The following is a 19,093-nucleotide window of genomic DNA, read 5'->3' on the forward strand; positions in this document are numbered from 1 at the left end:
AGTTTTTTAATTGGGTGGGTGGTTATCTAGCTAAGCGGATGGTACCAGAAGTTTTTCCGTCTATGGCAAGAGGGGAGCCATCGTCAAACTGGCCCCTTATGGTCCATAGGTAGACGCCTTGTGGCTGTTTATTGCCGTTGGTGGTCCCGTCCCATCCTGTTTGGGAAAGCTCTTCCCAGCTTTCGGAACTAAAGACAAGGTTCCCCTCCCTGTCGAATATGGAGAAGCCCACGCTCGCCAGGTTTCCCCCTCCGCGCATAAGGAATAGGTCGTTGGTACCGTCGCCGTTAGGGCTGAAAAGTGTGGGAAGGAAGAGGGCGCTTTCCTGTATCTCAAAAGTTTGTGACAAATCTGGTGCAGCGGCGAATATATCATTGCCCGCTTGGCTGGCCGTTACCGTTACCGTGCCAGGTCCTTCTATAACGATGGTGCCATCTACAAGTGAGGCGACCCCCGATGAGGGCTCGGTCACGATCGAAAAGGTGACGGGCAAGCCCGATCCTCCGCCCGTCGCCTCAAGGGCAAATGGGTTTTGGCCAACGCTTTTGTCCGGCAAGATGGCAAACAGAATGGACTGTGAAACTTTTTCAAAGGCTACGGTCGCTGTAGCCGAGGCTGTGTTTCCACTATGGTCGGTTACTGTAAGTGTTACCGTGGTTGAGGGTGTTTTGGGTGTGTCAAAACTAGAAATATCAAGTGTCCGGCTTGCTATGGAGCAATTGTCGGCGCTGCCATTGTCGATATCGTCCACGGTAATGGATGCCTGTCCGTTTGTAGCCAAGGGCAAGGTGATGTCTTTTACGATGACGGTTGGTGGAAGCGTGTCCTCCACTGTAACAAAGGCATCACAAGTGGCTGTATTCCCATTTATATCGGTCACTGTGAGGGTTACCTTGTTTTTTCCAATGTTGCTGCAATCGAAAGTTGTTTTATCCAATGAAATGGACGCTATCCCATAATCGTCGGAAGACCCGTTGTCGATTTGTGACGCCTCTATAGATGCTGTCCCATTGGCATCCAATTGCACGGTGATGTTTTGGCAGATGACCTGACTGACCGTGCCGTCGTATTCAATGCTGAATTGGGTAGCTTTCGTGTTTCCGTTGGTAGCATCATCTTGTGCCACATCGGCTGCCACGTCGATGGTGACCGTCCCGTCGGTAGCCGGGGTTATCAGGGCTGTATATTCCGAAGCGCTGTTGGCGATAAAGTTGCTTGCCGTGCCGTTCCCTACCACAATATCCCCGATCCCAAAACCTGTCACGTTTTCTGAAAAGGTAAAGGTTGTGGTGAAAGTGGCGTTTGTCGGATTGGCTGTTGTGCTTGAAATTGCGACTGTCGGGCCGGTCAAGTCTGCCTCTATGCTGAACTGGGTGGCTGCGGTGTTGCCGTTTGTCGCCGCGTCTTGTGCCACATCGGCTGCCACGTCGATGGTGACCGTCCCGTCGGTAGCCGGGGTTATCAGGGCTGTATATTCCGAAGCACTGTTGGCGATAAAGTTGCTTGCCGTTCCGTTCCCTACCACAATATCCCCGATCCCAAATCCTGTCACGTTTTCTGAAAAGGTGAAGGTAGCGGTGAAAGCGGCGTTTGTCGGATTGGCTGTTGTGCTTGAAATTGCGACTGTCGGACCGGTCAGGTCTGCCTCGATGCTGAACTGGGTGGCTGCGGTGTTGCCGTTTGTGGCTGCATCTTGTGCCACGTCGGCTGCCACGTCGATGGTGACCGTCCCGTCGGTAGCCGGGGTTATCAGGGCTGTATATTCCGAAGCGCTATTGGTGGTAAAGTTGCTTGCCGTACCGTTCCCTACCACAATATCCCCGATCCCAAAACCCGTAACTGATTCTGAGAAAGTAAAAGTCGCTGTAAAAGCCCCATTGATGGGGTCAACGGCAGTGCTTGAAATTGCGATTGTCGGCTCGGTCAGATCTGCCTCGATGCTGAACTGGGTGGCTGCGGTGTTGCCGTTGGTCGCCGCGTCTTGTGCCACATCGGCTGCCACGTCGATGGTGACCGTCCCGTCGGTAGCCGGGGTTATCAGGGCTGTATATTCCGAAGCGCTGTTGGCGATAAAGTTGCTTGCCGTGCCGTTCCCTACCACAATATCCCCGATCCCAAAACCTGTCACGTTTTCTGAAAAGGTAAAAGTCGCTGTAAAAGCCCCATTGATGGGGTCAACGGCAGTGCTTGAAATTGCGATTGTCGGGCCGGTCAGGTCTGCCTCTATGCTGAACTGGGTGGCTGCGGTGTTGCCGTTGGTCGCCGCGTCTTGTGCCACATCGGCTGCCACGTCGATGGTGACCGTCCCGTCGGTAGCCGGGGTTATCAGGGCTGTATATTCCGAAGCGCTGTTGGCGATAAAGTTGCTTGCCGTGCCGTTCCCTACCACAATATCCCCGATCCCAAAACCTGTCACGTTTTCTGAAAAGGTGAAGGTAGCGGTGAAAGCGGCGTTTGTCGGATTGGCTGTTGTGCTTGAAATTGCGACTGTCGGCTCGGTCAGGTCTGCCTTGATGCTGAACTGGGTGGCTGCGGTGTTTCCGTTTGTGGCGTCATCTTGTGCCAGATCCGCTGCCACGTCGATGGTGACCGTCCCGTCGGTAGCCGGGGTTATCAGGGCTGTATATTCCGAAGCGCTGTTGGCGATAAAGTTGCTTGCCGTGCCGTTCCCTACCACAATATCGGTAATGTCAAAGCCTGTCACGTTTTCTGAAAAGGTGAAGGTAGTGGTGAAAGCGGCGTTTGTCGGATTGGCTGTTGTGCTTGAAATTGCGACTGTCGGCTCGGTCAGGTCTGCCTCTATGCTGAACTGGGTGGCTGCGCTGTTCCCGTTTGTGGCTTCATCTTGTGCCAGATCCGCTGCCACGTCGATGGTGACCGTCCCGTCGGTAGCCGGGGTTATCAGGGCTGTATATTCCGAAGCGCTGTTGGCGGTAAAGTTGCTTGCCGTGCCGTTCCCTACCACGATATCGCCAACCCCAAAACCCGTAACTGATTCTGAGAAAGTAAAAGTCGCTGTAAAAGTCCCATTGATGGGGTCAACGGCAGTGCTTGAAATTGCGATTGTCGGGCCGGTCAGGTCTGCCTCTATGCTGAACTGGGTGGCTGCGGTGTTCCCGTTTGTGGCGTCATCTTGTGCCAGGTCCGCTGCCACGTCGATGGTGACCGTCCCGTCGGTAGCCGGGGTTATCAGGGCTGTATATTCCGAAGCGCTGTTGGCGGTAAAGTTGCTTGCCGTTCCGTTCCCTACCACAATATCCCCGATCCCAAAACCTGTCACGTTTTCTGAAAAGGTGAAGGTAGCGGTGAAAGCGGCGTTTGTCGGATTGGCTGTTGTGCTTGAAATTGCGACTGTCGGGCCGGTCAGGTCTGCCTCTATGCTGAACTGGGTGGCTGCGGTGTTCCCGTTGGTCGCCGCGTCTTGTGCCACGTCCGCTGCCACGTCGATGGTGACCGTCCCGTCGGTAGCCGGGGTTATCAGGGCTGTATATTCCGAAGCACTGTTGGCGGTAAAGTTGCTTGCCGTTCCGTTCCCTACCACAATATCCCCGATCCCAAAACCCGTAACTGATTCTGAGAAAGTAAAAGTCGCTGTAAAAGCCCCATTGATGGGGTCAGCTACCAGACTTGTGATTGTTACTACTGGTGGAGTAATATCTTGCACTAAGAGGTCAAATGTGCATGAAGCATCATTCGAAGATACGTCTTCAGCCGACAGAGTAATTGTGGTTGTGCCTAGCCCAATACTACTGCCTGCTAAAGGCAATTGGGTAATAGTAGGACTTCCGTCACAATTATCGGTGGCTGTAACCAAGGATGTATAATCTGGTACTAGAGCTGAGGTAACTCCGTCAATGTTAATGGTTTGATTGCTTGGGCAGCTAATCACAGGATCGGTATTATCAGACGGAATCACTTCAAACGTACATTGCCTGATATTTCCATCCCCATCATTTGCAGTGAGTGTAATGGTTTGAGTGGCGGACAAAATAGAGCCTGGAGCGGGGGATTGGGTAATGGTAGGTGTACTACAGTTGTCATTGGCAGTAGCCAAACTCCTATAGTCAGGCAAAGTATATTGACAACTCGCATTAAAAGCTATTGCCTGATTACTCGGGCAAGTAATTGTAGGTTGATCATTTACAATTTCTACAGATTGGGTTTTGAACTGAGAACATGCTCCTCCCGTGGTGTACCTCACCATATAGGTGCCCTCATTACTAGCCGACAAATCTATTTTACCCGTAGAACTATTGATAGAAAGACCCGAAGGAGAACTGGTGAATGTACCTCCTGCATCCCCTGATATAGTAGGCGTGGGATCAGGTAGATTAGAACAATAGCTGCTGCTGCCGTAACTAAAAGAAGGATCTCTAACTATCCCCAGTTTTGCTATTATTTTCAGATCTATATCGCTACTATAAACGCTAAGTAATTTTTCATTTCCAAATTTGGTTGTTGTAATACTATTGGAGTCATCTCCATTGCCCTGTCCTTTAGCATTAGCTTGGACAACCAGTTGATCACTGGCATCCCCAGGGTGCATCACTACGCCAATATAAAATCTACTGGTAGTCGGAACTGGCAAAGAAGGCAGCTCAATCCAAAACTCTCTAAAATTATGCACCACCCCTAACGAAGTAGGTGAAAGACCTGTTACACCCCCGACCTGAGTGCCTGGTCTGCCTGACCCATTGTCATCATAAACCATCACATCAATCCTAAGATTATCATTGGCGTCCGAAAGAAACCCAAGACCTAATAAAACAGCTCCTACTGAGGTCGTGCCAGGGTTCGGGCTAGTGAATCCTTCAAAGATTGTTTTTGTGTCTGTTGGGGTTGTAGAATTCGATGGATCTGGTATACCTGTAAGCCTACCAGAAGCATAATTATAAACAGTTGTGGTTGGAGTGGGGGTTTCCCACTCATAGGATAACGTGTCACAGTCTTGAGCCTTACTTTCAGTTATTACTATTAGTGTAAGTAGTAAGAATAATATTTTCTTCATTTTATAATGCCTTTTGTTTTCTAATCTTATGACAGAGTGATTTTTTGTCTTCGTAGTCAAAGCCTTTTGATCTATCACATAATTTTTATTAGCCTCTCTCAATTTCTCATTGTGTCTATAACTATGTTGCCATCAGAACAAGCAGTATTCAATAATCCTATGGATTCTCGTCTATTTCAAAATTTTGGCATGAGTAGCTATTGGTGGAATATGTATGATAGGAGGTGTGATAGTTAGGCTGTCAGATGTAGTTGATGCATCTAAAATAGTTGCAGAAAGTGAACCGCGACTATACTCTGGGCTACCAAAAAAGGTAACAGTTAGGGCATTTACTTTAGAAAGATGAGCAAAGCAAATAAAAGCTATAAGAGTCGCTCTATAGACTATTCGTTTTATTACTCGGTATTGCTTATTTTTTTTGGTATTGCACCACAAATCTATTCTCATGTCTTGTTTTGTTCTTTAAGATTAAAGCGGATGTATATTCTTATCTTGGCATACAAGGGTTCGTGCCTTGGGCCATGAACTTTTTTGGTTTGCAAAAAAAACTTAAAAAAGAGTGTGTTTATTCGGTTTTTGGCGTAGACAGCCGAAATATGGCGCGAACAACAAAAAATTGGAGGGAGGTGGCATTATAAGAAGCTATTTTGAAGATATATTTCAAAACAGCTTCAAAATGGATACCCGTATGTGGAAAAATACAACGGTGATAAAAGTACTAATAAATAGTAGGTCAGCCCATTGATGAACCAATGCTATTGAGAAAAGTCTCTTTATAAGACCTACCAATGGGTACTGTGTAAGTACCTAGCAGTACCTCGTTTTGTTGAATGTTTATTTCTGAAATTTTGTCTTTATTTATAATAAAAGAGCGATGAATCCTTAAAAAATGGTCATTTGTAAGCTTTTCTTGCAGCTTTTGCAAGGACATCCTGATTTCAATAGTTTCCTTGGCTAGCCCAATTAGGCAGAACTTGTCTTTGGCTTCTACACAGAAGATGCCGCTTAGTTTTATTTTAATAAGCCTTCTTTTGCTTTTTATAAATAATTCCTCCTCAATAACACGGTCCTCGTTCCATCCTCTATAGTCACCTTGGGCTTGGCTGCTTTTTGTTTTGGAGAGTTTGTATACGGCGAGCTCTATGGCCGCCTGTAAGGTATCCTTATCATAAGGTTTGACGATATAGGCGTAAGGATCGGTCAATTTTGCCCTTTCAAAAGTTTCCTTGTCTCTGTAAGACGTGATGAAAATGGCTGGAATCGCTTTTTTCTTATTTAGGTGTTCCACAATCTGCACGCCATCAAAATCACCCTCCAAGTGGATATCTACTAGCAACAAATCTGGTTGTGCAGCTTCGATCATTTTTAGTGCTTGGGTTGCATTTGAGGCCATTCCCGCTAGGTAATAGCCCATCTCATCTAGGTACATCTCTAGTCGGTTGGCATGGATGAAATCGTCTTCTATGATAAATACGCTTACTTTTGACATTCTTATTACGATTTAACTTGCCTTGGCGTAGTTTGTAGGCAGTGTGATAGAAAATACGCTACCATGGTTTGGTTTACTTTTAATCTCGATAGTCCCGTGGTTCATATGCACAAAGTCATTTACCAATACAAGTCCCAGCCCGGTGCCTTTTTCGGCATTTGTTCCCGATGTGCTTTTAGCATCATTTAGGGCAAATAGTTTTTTGATCCTTTCTTCTTCTATTCCAGTTCCATTGTCTTTTACATCTATTTGTACACCTTCGTGATTACCTATGGCCAATAAACTTACAGAACCTCCATTGGGAGTGAATTTAATACTGTTATTGATCAAATTTCTAAAAATAGTGCTCAGTGTTTCTTTATCGGCATGTACATGCACCTCTTGGGGGATATCTGCTTCTATGTGAATATCTTTTGCAGCTGCCATATCTTTGAAATACTGAACACTCTCCTCTACTATAGGTTTGAGAGCCAGTCGTTGGGGTTGAAAAGGCATTGCCCCTTCTTGGCTCAATGCCCATTTCAATAAATTGTCGAGTAGTGTATTTACCTTTTGGGCAGAGTCTTCAATCTGTAAGGCTATTTTATGGAGATTTTCAATATTCCCCTTTTTAATGTTATAGTTCAATAGCCCGGAAATGCCTTGTAGTGCGGTAAGTGGACCTCGGAGGTCATGGGCAATAATACCAAAAAACCTGTTTTTGGTAGCATTGAGTTGGGTAAGTTCTTTCTTTTGTGCCGCCAACAGTTTGTTGTTCTTGTTTTTTTGTAGGTAAGCGTGATAAAGTAGACCTGCTAGTACCAGTAGTATAAGTGAGCCAACGATGAAGAATGTGACCAACTTGTTTTTTTGGGCAATAGTAGCCATTTGCTTTTCTGTTTCTAGCTTTAGCAGTGCATTTTCAGCTTCTTTTTTGGCGGTTTGGTATTTTGTTTCAATATCCGAGATAATGACTTCTTTGTTTTTATCAAACACGGAGTCTTTTAAGGACGTAAAGTCTTGATAATATAAAAGCGCTTGTTCGTATTTGCCAAAGTGTTGGTAAATGGAGGAAAGGGTTTTGTAAATATTTGCTGCCCTATTTGTATTGCCAATTTCCACCGCAATAGTCAGGCTTTTTTGGGCAAGCCTGTCCGCATTTTTAAAATCGTTTAGTTTTGTATAGACTCTTGCCATCCGCTCAGAGGTATGTGATATCCCTTGCTGGTTGTCCATTCGTTCTTTGATTTCTAACGATTTTCTAAAATAGTGCATAGCCTTTTCGAGATCTCCCTGCTCATCATATAGCTCTCCTAGATTATTATAACTGATGGCTAAGCCAAAGTCGTCTCCTGTTTCTTTATGAATAGCTATTGCCTGCATCCTATATTCCAATGCTTTTTCAAAATCGCCTTTTTGTCGATAAATGATTTCAATATTGTTTAGTACTACCGAAATGTCTGACTTATTCTGAGTTTTCCTAGCCTCTTTAAGAGCTTGAAAGTAATAATCCAAGGCTTTGTTATTGTCTTTTTTAGCACGATATACTTCCCCTATACTACTCAAGGTAATTGCTGCCTTTGCCTTCCCTAGCGAATTTTTTATTTTCAAGGCCTTGAATAAGCAATCCAATGACATGGGGTAATTTGCTTTATACAAATATACCACCCCTGTATTATGCATTGTTGAAGCTTCAGCTTCTTTATTTTTTGTTTCTACAAATATTGCTAAGGCTTTCTTATAGAAATCTAATGCGGTCTCATATCGGCCTGTACGCAGATGAATACTTCCTAAATCCTCATATGCCGAACCCAATTGATCTTTATTACCTATTTCTGTGGCATATGACACAGCCTGTTCCCCATAAGAGACGGCAGCCATAAAATTGATGGAACGGCTGTAATAACATAAATCCCTAAGTACTTTTACTCTCTTTTCCCCAGAGGTAGTTGGTAGGATGCCTTTAAGACTATCGATTTTCGCTTGGTTTTGGGCTATTCCAGCGGTGGACAAGTAAAGAATATAAAGTAGGATAAAAAAGAGGTATTTGTTCATATGTTTTTGTCTTGATAAGTATCATTGGATTTCGCTGCAAATGGCTCTTGCTTTGGTTACGAAATGGAAACCAGTCATTTTGACTCTATCTGATTGTATTTTCTATTTAGTAATCCTCACCAAAAGTATTATTAATATCAATTATATACTATGTTTTTTTGTGCGACTTTCTAGGTGTTGTACAAAAAAGGTGGCATTGACCTATGCGACCCCGTATGGGATACTGGATACTATCCTTAAAAACGGTCGGAGTAAACCGTTTTGTATACCTGTTTTGCTATCACAGTGAGCATACAGCTAGGTTTTGATGAATCGATAAAGCTATACAAGATGACCTCTGGTTTGCCTGCTCTATGGGAAATGCATCTTAAATTTTTTCATTCAAAGACTTCAAACTCTTCACCTCGGATAGTTTGCACATGACCCCAAAGGGGTATAAGATCTGGAAAGCAAGAAGTGAAGCCTTTTTTGGAGAGTCGATAAAAACTTTCGCATAAAAAAACAGCCAAGCAACTTTACTGCTTGGCTGTTTTCAAAAGTTATAAAAGAGGTTGTTTCTAGTAAACGACTTTAAACTCGACCCTACGGTTATGTTCCCTACCCTCTGGGGTGTCGTTGCCTTCTAACGGGACCTCTTCGCCCATGCCCACGGTCTTGATGCTGTTTATGTCGACCCCCTTTCCCACAAGGTAATCCTTTACGGTCTCTGCCCTGTTCAGCGAGAGGAACTTGTTCACCTTTTCCGAACCTAGGTCACAGCTATGTCCCACCAGCTCAATCTCGAATCCTTCTTTTTCCCTAAGGATATCGGCAATCCCATTCAAAAAGGCTTTGGATTCCTTATCAAGGTCATAAGTGTTTAAATCAAAGTTTACGATTTTTGCCAGGATGGCTTTTTCGGCAGGGGTGAAGGTCGTTTTGCTAACTGCGACTTCTTCGGGCACATCAGGTTTTTCCTCTGGGGCAGTTGTCTCTTCTTCCACTACCTTTTGCTCTGGTGCGGCAGGTTCTTCCACTTCTTCCATGGTTTCTGCCGCATCATCGATTTCCTCTACCGCTACTTCCTCGGGCCCAATAACCTCTTGCACCGCGGCTTCAACAAAAGTAGGTTTTTCCTTCTTCTGTAACCTAAAGGAAATGGCCAACTCGAACACACCCTTTTGTGCACTTCCCAACTCCGTGCCTATCGTTTTGTCATAGCTTAGCGCCAAAGTAAAGCTTGGTTGTTCGTAAGCCAAAGAGAATACACCATAATCATTGGTATTGTACCAAATACCCAGCTCTATTTTTTTTGCATTTTCTCCACTCTGCGATAGCTCGTAGGCAAACCTAGAGCCTACGTTCAAAAAGCTGTTCCCTGCTTGGTAAACCCACCTTGCTGTAGGCAATACGGAAAAATTGCCCCCTCTGAACACCCGATATCCTGCCGTACCTTTTATACTCATGGGCAAGTTATCTTTCTGGTCGCCCATCAGCGAAATATTCGGTCCGTTCACATTGAAGATAGATGCGCCAATGAATGCCTTTTCCAAGCCCAAATCGTCCTTTACCTTATAAAACAACCCTCCGCTGATGATAGGATATCCTACCGACTGGTTTAATACCGCATCGGTAGAAATAGCATTCGGGTCGAATACACCGTTGACAAACTGCTCGTCGGTGGTGAACCCTTCCCCTATCTTTCTTTGGAAAAACCCGGCTTGGAGACCAAAGCTCAACTCAGAGCTTTTCGTTGTTTTTAGGCTATATGACAGCCCCAGCATCCCGCCATTGGACGAGAGAAACTCAGAGTTCTTGTCGTTTAGGAAATTGATAGCCGTCACCAACCTGTTATGCCCAATATAGATCGGGTAATAGGCAGAGACCGAAGACGATGTGATGTTCTCGTCCAAGTCCAGTTGTTGGTTTCGGTAGTTGAGCATCACTCGTGTATCTTCTACCGCACCTATCTCACCCGGATTGGTGAAAAAAGGTGTGTAGTGATACAAACTGAAATTTGGCTCTTGCGCCTGAGCCGAACTGGCCAATAGCAGGCATCCTACTATTATCGGCAGCAGCCTTTTTATCGATTTCTTGTTCATTTTAATGATGTCTTTAAAATTGGATTTATTATCTAGCTAACCTAATAGTGCCTTTGGTTTTCCCACCTACGGTAATAGGTGTGCCCGTGGTAAATTCGCCTTTCAACACCCAGATGTACACACCTTGCGGTTGCTTCGTACCATTGGTAGTTCCATCCCAGCCTATTTCCGAAAGCTCATCCAAACTTTCCGACCTGTACACCTCGTTTCCATCTCTATCGAAAATACTCAGGGTGATAGTGGAGATATTTCCCCCTCCTCTCAGTACAAATTGGTCGTTTGTTAGGTCGCCGTTCGGGCTAAACAAGGTTGGCAAGAACAGCTCGCCAGAAGTCACCTCAAAAGTGTGGGTTACGTCGGCTGCAACTGTATAAAACTCGTTGCCAGCTTGGCTAGCCGTTACCGTTACTGTTCCCGTTCCTTCAATGGTCAGTTCGCTGCCATTGAGCGTGGCAACATCAGAAGAAGGGCTCGTGCTAAGCGTATAAGTTACCGGCAATCCCGAATCGCCTCCTGTTGCCTCCAATTGGATAACCTGGCCTCCGAAAGTCAGATCGGGCAAAGCAGAGAAGGTGATCGTTTGTACTATTTTTTCAACAGTCAATGTTGCTTTTAGCTCTACGCTAGCACAATTAGAGTTCGGGTCAACAGTGGCTATTACCTCATAAGTCCCCGGTGCAGTATGCCCATTGTTTTGGTACGAAACTGTCGCCCCCGAAGGCAAGCCAGAAACTGCAAGACTGTGTTCAGAACCATTGTAAGTAACCGTAGCGTCTTCAAACGTCACGTTTGCAATGGAAGAAGCTTCTACCGTGATATTTTGTGTTTGTGTAGAAGTATTCCCGCTTTCGTCTTCATAGGTCCAAGTGATGACCGTTGTGCCTGCCGTGGTGATGGGGAAAGTAACATCGTTGGTTACCGTTACCTTTCCACTGCTATTATCCGTAGCAGTAGGGGTGGGAACATCCGCAGTCGTTACTTCACAATTCATCGTAATAGCCGATAGGCTTGCCACATCAGGTGTAGGAGCAATTTTATCTTGAATGGTCACATCTACTTCCCCACTAACATTGGTTCCATCGCTTACTGTCAACGATAAGGTATATACCGATGCTGTTGCAAAATCTAAGGCTGAGACATCTTGAATGGTTACCTCACCAGTTGTAGGGTTGATGGCAAATACATTTCCTCTATTGCCGCTTATGATTGTCCAGTTGGAGAAGGTGGTTCCTGCATCTATATCTGTTGCTGCCACCGTTCCTACCGAAGTTCCGTTGCTTATAGAAGTTGGCAGATCGAAGTTTTGGCTAGCCGTGATTGCTGGGATATCATTTACCGGGTCCACCGTCACGATCATGTCCACGGAAGCGGTCGTCTCCGTGCCGTCTGTCACCTTGACGGGGACGGTCAGCGTGCCGTGGAAGTTGGCTGCCGGCGTGATCGTAGAATCCGAGACCGTATAGTTTGCACCCGATTCTACTATCAAATAGAGGTTGTCGCCGTCAACATCATCAGCATCGGTCATTGCCATACCTAGTTGCAAGCTGTTGTCCTCGTCGAGGCTCTGTGCGCTTGCCGAAGCCAAGGTCGGAGCGTCGTTCACCGGGTTCACCGCCACTGTCATGTCCACGGAAGCGGTCGTCTCCGTGCCGTCTGTCACCTTGACGGGGACGGTCAGCGTGCCGTGGAAGTTGGCTGCCGGCGTGATCGTAGAATCCGAGACCGTATAGTTTGCACCCGATTCTACTATCAAATAGAGGTTGTCGCCGTCAACATCATCAGCATCGGTCATTGCCATACCTAGTTGCAAGCTGTTGTCCTCGTCGAGGCTCTGTGCGCTTGCCGAAGCCAAGGTCGGAGCGTCGTTCACCGGGTTCACCGCCACTGTCATGTCCACGGAAGCGGTCGTCTCCGTGCCGTCTGTCACCTTGACGGGGACGGTCAGCGTGCCGTGGAAGTTGGCTGCCGGCGTGATCGTAGAATCCGAGACCGTATAGTTTGCACCCGATTCTACTATCAAATAAAGTGCATCGTCTTCTATGTCTGCAGCGTTCGTCATCGCAACACCTAGTTGAAGACTGTTGTCCTCGTCCACGCTTTGTGCTGTTGCAGAAGTGAGGCTCGGTACATCATTCACCGAATTCACCGTCACGATCATGTCCACCGAAGAGGTCGTATCCGTGCCGTCCGTGACCTTCACGGGTACGGTCAGCGTGCCGTTGAAATTAACCGTTGGCGTAATAGAAGAATCTGAGACCGTATAGTTTGCACCCGATTCTACTATCAAATAGAGGTTGTCACCATCGACATCAGAAGCATCCGTCATCGCAACACCAAACTGGAGGCTGTTGTCCTCGTCTACGCTTTGGGCGGTTGCGGTAGAAAGTGTTGGCGCATCATTTTCATTGGTTACTGTGATTACTATTGGAATGATTACATCGCCTCCAAACACCTCATCGGTAAGGGTATCATTAAGGTTTAATATGTTTGAACCTCCATTATTAGCGATGATATCTTCAAAATCTACATCCGCTCTAGTGGTAACCTCTAAAGTAACTGGATTAATTACAAAATGGTCCCCAATATTTGGGTTAGCCGAGATAAAAATCCCTGATCCATTATCCACAGAAATCGTACCTACACTAGTTCCTATAGCTACATTTTCAGCTACTGTAAGACTTGCTGTGACTGCTGGGGCAGTTGCTGGAATTACTTTACCTAAAAATACATTGTCGATACTAATTCCATCGGTATTTACTGGGAAATTATCGTTTTGTGAAAACCTAAGTTGACAAGTACTTGTAAAATTTAATGCGTTATCTCTTAAAATCTGATCTATATCAATACCTTGAACATCGGTCCAACTTCCGTTATTGCTATTTGTAGCAAAATCATAAATTTCAATAAAAGGATCACTTTCATTGGTTCTAAACTCAACGACATCTCTAACATCTCCTTCGTCCCCATGATCATACCAAGAAAAGTATAACCGAATATCATCTGCAGGATTGTTTATATCAAAACTGCTTAAATCTAAGTTTACTGTAACTTCATTAAAACTGTTACCTCCTGGATTATCCAATGTTACCATTTGTCTACTATTTCTAGTATAATCATTACGGACAGAAAATCTGCCACCAGAAGTGACTTGATCATATTCCCAACCTATTAAACCGTCAAAATAGAATCGATCTTCCTGAACAGTTAATAAAACAGATCCTGTACCTGTAGTAACAATACTTTCAAAATCTTCACTTAGAGGTGCTGTAACTCTAGACCTATTACCAATTATGAAAACAATTGAGTCGTTAGAAGCATCTGCATCGCTAGTTACCTTGCTAGTAACTGTAAGTTTATAATTTCCATCCTTAGAAAAATCAAAATTATCTGGGAAGGTAAAATTAGTACTTGTTCCTGGCAGTACGTTTGCCAGTACGGTGCCTGAAGAAGTACCTAATAGTGTTCCATTGAAAGTTACCGATAAAGTCAACGGTATATTAGTTAACGGAACAGTTCCCATATTGCTTACTTCTACTTCTACAATAGTAGTTGTAATGTCAAATTGAGTAACTGGAGAAATAACTTGTGATATACTGGCATCTATCTCATCATACTGAATACTAAATTGAAGTGCCGTGTCATTATTATTACCCGCTAAATCTTGGGAAACCCCTGAAGCTATATCTACCGTTACATTACTTCCTGTAGGGTTAATATCAGCTGTAAAAACTATATTATCTGTAGTATTAAAATTGGTAGCTGTCCCATTACCCACCGTAATATCACCTACTACAAAACCAGAAACTTCCTCGCTGAACGTAATTGTTACTGGGATAGGATTGTCGCTTGTTGGGTTGCTGGAGGTTGTAGATAAGGATACCGTTGGGGCTACAGTCTCCTTTGTCTCGGTATCTGTTGTTGCACTGCCCGTGTTCCCGTTTACATCTGTCAGGGTCACGCTCAGGGAGATCGTGCCATCAGCTAGGCCAGTTAGGTCTAAGCCCGTGATCTGGTCGGTAGCTGTCGCTATCGTCCCGCTGCCCGTGACCGAGCCTGCGCCGCCACTACTTGTAAAAGTATAGTTGTAGGTAGCCCCAATCTCTGCTCCTGCAAAGGTGAAACTCATTACATCATCATTGTTGGCATTAATAACCGATTGATCAATAGTTACTAAATAGCCGGAAGGAGCCGTATTATCTACTACAAAAGTATTGTTGTTCGTTCCTGTCGGGGTCAAGTTAACCAGTGCATTGCCAGATGCATCTGCAATGTCTTGTCCTCCGGCAAAGCCTAAGGTCACTGTTGCAGTCAAACCTGCCAGGTCTCCGCCCGAAGCCGTCACACGATAAACATTCCCGCTTGGGTTTGTGACCGATGCAATCGTCCCTGTCGTTCCTGTCACAGTGAAATCTGTTGCGTCCACATTGGCTACCGCTCCATCAAAAGTCACGTCCCAAACCAAAGCATCTGAATTCGTTGGGCTTGTAGTTGGGCTTTGACGTGCAATACTGCTAATTAAAGGAGCAACATTATCAACAACAGTAATTGAAAAAACTTCTGCAAAATCATCAGTTCCATCATTGGTGTTGATTCTTACACTGTATGAACCTGCCGTAAGTGCCGATGATGTTCTTATGGTATTACCACTAATATTAAAACTTCCATTATTAGTATCACCTGTTCCACTTACTAAGGAGTATGTATGCGAATCCCCTGCATCGGCATCAGTAGTAGTTAATGTTCCAACTGTCACGTTAACTCCTGTAGCGGTCTGGTTAATAGAGTTATTGGATAATGAGATGTCTGTGGGAACTGCGTTGGAAGCTCCAACTATATCGATTTCGAAAAGCAAGTCAAGTGTACTCTGAGCACCCCCTGCAAAATATAATATTCCGCCAGTATAACTTGGCGAATTGGACTGGTCATAATGTAACTCTGCCGTTGAGAGATCAAATGTGTAGGTCTGTCCGGATGTCAGCGTAATACCTTCTCCAGAGAAATCAAATTCTGAATAGTCAGTGTATAATGCTGGAATTACTCCTGTTGCCTGGGTTATGCTTTGGCTAGTTAAGGATCCTAAGACGGAGCCTGCAAACCCATCCCCTTCATAAATAGTCACGGTAATACCTGAGACATTGTTTGAAGCAACTACCCTGAGTGCATCCAGTGTCCCGGTGCAGGTAGCCTGAAAACTTTGACTCCATCGGGACGAACCACCAGCTTGAGGAAGGCTTATATCAGTATTGGCAGGAGTACATTGGGAAAACCCTTCGTTGACTAGTATAAATGATGAAATTATCCAGAAGGAAACTAATCCATAAAATTGCTTTTTCATTTTTTTTATCGTTATCATTTATATAATAATCTTAGATTTCTTAATTGATGGATTTTGATTTTGTAATCCAAACTTTTCATCCTGACGAATCCCCAAAGCAGCAAGTTTATTACCTGATAATATTGCTTCCTGACTTCTAATAATATTTATTTTTAAAAACTTATAATCACTGCATAACACAAACAACCCCTCTATCTGACTCGCATGTACAATGCTTCCCGGCCTCAGTATTGTAGCATCAGCCATGGTGGCAGGACTTACTTCTAAAACTCGTACGATTGCATTTCTAAAATAGGTAATCGCTCCTCCATATACTGGGTTTGATGCATTTACCAATGCCTCAATCTGATCCGCTGTTTGGTTTTGCCAGTCAATTGTCAACTCTTCCTGTGTAGGTCTTTTTTTAAGGATTACATTATGTACTGTGGTAGGTCTTTCGTTCCTCTTTCGTTCCTCTTTAATTTCTCCAATAGAGGCCCCCTCATGTTGGCAGACAATTGGCTGAGTCTACTACCTAGCAGTCCATAATTTTCTCCTGGATAAATCGCAGATTGTTCTCTGTGAATCACTGGTCCAGAATCCATCGTCTCAATCATCTGTTGCACAGTGATCGTTGCTGTTCTTTCTTCATTTTTAATCATCCAAAACAAAGGGTCTGATCCTCCATAAGTTGGTATTGGACCGAAATGGATGTTTAAAGGTCCTTTTTTAGGTGTACATATAACGTTCTCTGGGATTTTAAATGGAAAAGTAAGACATATCGCCAAATCAGGATTTAGTTCCTGCAACCATGGAATAAGGTCTGCTGAGAGGTTTTCTTTGGAGACTTGAAAAATTGGTATGTTATTGTTGCCATATGATCCTCGTCTCGATCTGTAGTAGGAGGGAGAACCTATAGCTGATAGAGAACTGACTGAAAGTGTCAGTTGGAAGCATGCGGTACCAATAGATTTTAGGAAATTATTCTTCATATTTTTAATATTAGGATCGATCCTAATTTGTTTAAAGCGGTTAGTTGGTTTTGTTTTGGTGCTATGACACTAGCAGCTGTGTCAGCGGTGTCAGACCAAAAGACCATTTCGCTATATTTCTGAAATAAATCGGGGGGCAATATGCTTCTCCTCGACCTGAACTCTACTTTCTTCTTTACGGCATGGAGTCCTTTCACCCCGATGTTCTCGTCAAACTCGTCGTGGGTAAACTCTACATTGTTGAAATCATGGTCAAACTAAGCTTCCCCAATGAACTGGTACATAAGCTTCATGGTCTTTTCGGGATGCGAGGCTAGCAAGTCATAATCTATCAAAAGGAGCTTGTCTGAATATTCGCCATAGTAGGCCTCTTTGAGGGCGGTCCAAGCTGCCCCTACAATCCCCCCGTTCACCATACTCTCGCACCATGAATAAACCGTGTGCCGGTTTCCCGGGCTGAACATCTTGCTGTAGTTAAAGGGGTTTTTCCTATACACTTTCTCAAAGCTGTCCATTACCCAAGCAGGGTTTCGTACACAGCAGATCACCTTGAAGTCGCCGAACAACTCTACCAACTGGTGTAGCTTAGAAGTCCACATTCGGTTGGTATCGAAGATAATATCATGCTGAAGTTTATCTTCGTAATACGCATTGAATACGGCATTGCACATGTTTTTGCGTTTCTGGTCATCAAAGAAACTATAAAACTCACTTCCTGCGCCTATTTGCTCTAGCACACCATTTATAAGAGAGCCTGCCGGACTGCTCATACTCGCATGAAAGCGTGGGTTTTGGCATAGGATACTTGATAATAAGGTGGAGCCCGAACGTGGCATTCCTGAAATAAAATGGACTTTCTGCATGATATTGAATTTCAAAAAGTGTTAGATGATTCAAGTAGTTGGTGTATCGTTATTGATGAAAATCTAGCGCTTTTGTGAAAAAAAAACACAATGTTGAAATAGGTTTAAAGGAGCTAAACCGCATGTAAATAGTTAGTGGAAATCTTCAGTAAAGGGGCGGGTTATCTGCTTGAAAAAAGCTGTTGGGGAAGGGTTTTCTGTTGATTCAATTGCCTGGTTCATGTGCAGTAGTAATTTTTATCAATAGTTTTTTTCTTGTGAGCAAAACGATATTTTTCAGTTTTATTGAGAAAAGATTGTATTATCTTATCAAATAATTATAAAAACAATTTTATTAAAGTTTTTTTCTTTGTTAAAAGAATTTTGTTTCAAAACTTATTTCCTGTTCAAGCCTGTTTGCTTTTGCCGTTAACCTGCATATCTTCTTAGTAGAAAAAATATTTCTCCCAATAGCTTGCACATGAAGGCAAAAGGTTATAAGATTTGGAAAAAAAGAAGTAGAACCTTTTTCTAAAATAACACATGGAAATAGTAGGACTGATTCCGGCGGGAGGGCAAGCTAGGCGTTTGCAACCACTGCCTTGTAGCAAAGAGCTGATGCCCATAGGCTTTCGCCAAATGCCCGATGGCAGCAAAAAGCCGAAGGTGGTGGCTCAAGTACTGCTAGATAAATATGCCGCAGCGGGTGCTAGCAAGGTGTTTTTTGTGCTGAGAGATGGTAAATGGGATATTCCCCAGTACTTTGGGAATGGAAAAAACTACAGAATGGATTTTGCCTATCTCCTCATGGACGAACCCCATGGTGTGCCTTACACCATTGACCAAGCTTATTCTTTTATCAATAGAAGAAAAGTTTTGCTCGGCTTTCCCGACATCCTTTTTGAGCCTAAAGATGCTTATTCTAGGCTAGACAGCGTGCAGTTTGGAACTGGTGCAGACCTTGTAGTTGGTGGCTTTGAGTTAAGCAGCAAAGAGCAAGCAGCCAAATGTGACATGATTGACTTTGATAACGATGGAAATTTGACCGATATAGTCATCAAGCCAAAGAGCACCAACCTAACGTATAGTTGGATCATTGCCCTTTGGACGCCAGTTTTTACCGAATTTATGCACGGTTTTCTGAAAAAGGAGTTAGAAGATAGAGAAGAAGGTTCGAAAGAGATTTATTTGGGGGAAGTATTCAAAGAGGCGATAAAAGCGGGGCTAACCATCAAAACCTGTTTGTTCCCCAACGAAACCTTTAAAGATATAGGGACTTCCAACGAACTTTCGGAAGCATGGAAAGGACATGACTATTAAGCGTAAGCGAATA

At 44.2% G+C, this 19,093-nt stretch carries 10 protein-coding genes; 1 reads left to right on the forward strand and 9 read right to left on the reverse strand.

Annotation, left to right across the window (positions count from 1 at the left end; all coding sequences use genetic code 11):
• Nucleotides 1-22: 22 nt before the first annotated feature.
• The 9 genes from R9C00_04935 to R9C00_04975 all read right to left on the reverse strand — a co-directional run bounded on the left by R9C00_04935 (nucleotide 23) and on the right by R9C00_04975 (nucleotide 17,781).
• On the reverse strand, nucleotides 23-5,008 hold the full coding sequence (locus R9C00_04935) for an Ig-like domain-containing protein (GenBank protein ID WPO36789.1): 4,986 nt from the start codon (nucleotides 5,006-5,008) through the stop codon (nucleotides 23-25).
• 171 nt (nucleotides 5,009-5,179) lie between these two features.
• Nucleotides 5,180-5,455, reverse strand: a complete 276-nt coding sequence (locus tag R9C00_04940) for a hypothetical protein (protein ID WPO36790.1) — start codon at nucleotides 5,453-5,455, stop codon at nucleotides 5,180-5,182.
• 286 nt (nucleotides 5,456-5,741) lie between these two features.
• Nucleotides 5,742-6,497 (reverse strand): LytTR family transcriptional regulator DNA-binding domain-containing protein, encoded by a 756-nt coding sequence (locus R9C00_04945; GenBank protein ID WPO36791.1) that lies wholly within the window; start codon nucleotides 6,495-6,497, stop codon nucleotides 5,742-5,744.
• Between the two features lie 12 nt (nucleotides 6,498-6,509).
• Entirely contained in the window at nucleotides 6,510-8,531 is a 2,022-nt protein-coding gene (locus R9C00_04950; protein WPO36792.1) for a tetratricopeptide repeat protein, read from the reverse strand.
• Between the two features lie 557 nt (nucleotides 8,532-9,088).
• Entirely contained in the window at nucleotides 9,089-10,612 is a 1,524-nt protein-coding gene (locus R9C00_04955) for a PorP/SprF family type IX secretion system membrane protein (protein WPO36793.1), read from the reverse strand.
• Between the two features lie 28 nt (nucleotides 10,613-10,640).
• On the reverse strand, nucleotides 10,641-15,947 hold the full coding sequence (locus R9C00_04960) for a tandem-95 repeat protein (protein ID WPO36794.1): 5,307 nt from the start codon (nucleotides 15,945-15,947) through the stop codon (nucleotides 10,641-10,643).
• Between the two features lie 18 nt (nucleotides 15,948-15,965).
• Nucleotides 15,966-16,328: a hypothetical protein gene (locus R9C00_04965; GenBank protein ID WPO36795.1), complete on the reverse strand. Its 363-nt coding sequence runs from the start codon at nucleotides 16,326-16,328 to the stop codon at nucleotides 15,966-15,968.
• Nucleotides 16,329-16,357: 29 nt separating this feature from the next.
• Nucleotides 16,358-16,918 (reverse strand): formyltransferase family protein, encoded by a 561-nt coding sequence (locus R9C00_04970; protein WPO36796.1) that lies wholly within the window; start codon nucleotides 16,916-16,918, stop codon nucleotides 16,358-16,360.
• 257 nt (nucleotides 16,919-17,175) lie between these two features.
• Entirely contained in the window at nucleotides 17,176-17,781 is a 606-nt protein-coding gene (locus tag R9C00_04975; protein ID WPO36797.1) for a sulfotransferase, read from the reverse strand.
• 522 nt (nucleotides 17,782-18,303) lie between these two features.
• On the opposite strand from R9C00_04975, the gene R9C00_04980 reads away from it, so the two are divergent.
• Nucleotides 18,304-19,080 carry a sugar phosphate nucleotidyltransferase gene (locus tag R9C00_04980; GenBank protein ID WPO36798.1) on the forward strand — a complete coding sequence of 259 codons (777 nt, stop codon included), beginning with the start codon at nucleotides 18,304-18,306 and terminating at the stop codon, nucleotides 19,078-19,080.
• Nucleotides 19,081-19,093 lie beyond the last annotated feature (13 nt).

The organism is Flammeovirgaceae bacterium SG7u.111 (assembly GCA_034044135.1).
Classification (GTDB): Bacteria; Bacteroidota; Bacteroidia; order Cytophagales; family Flammeovirgaceae.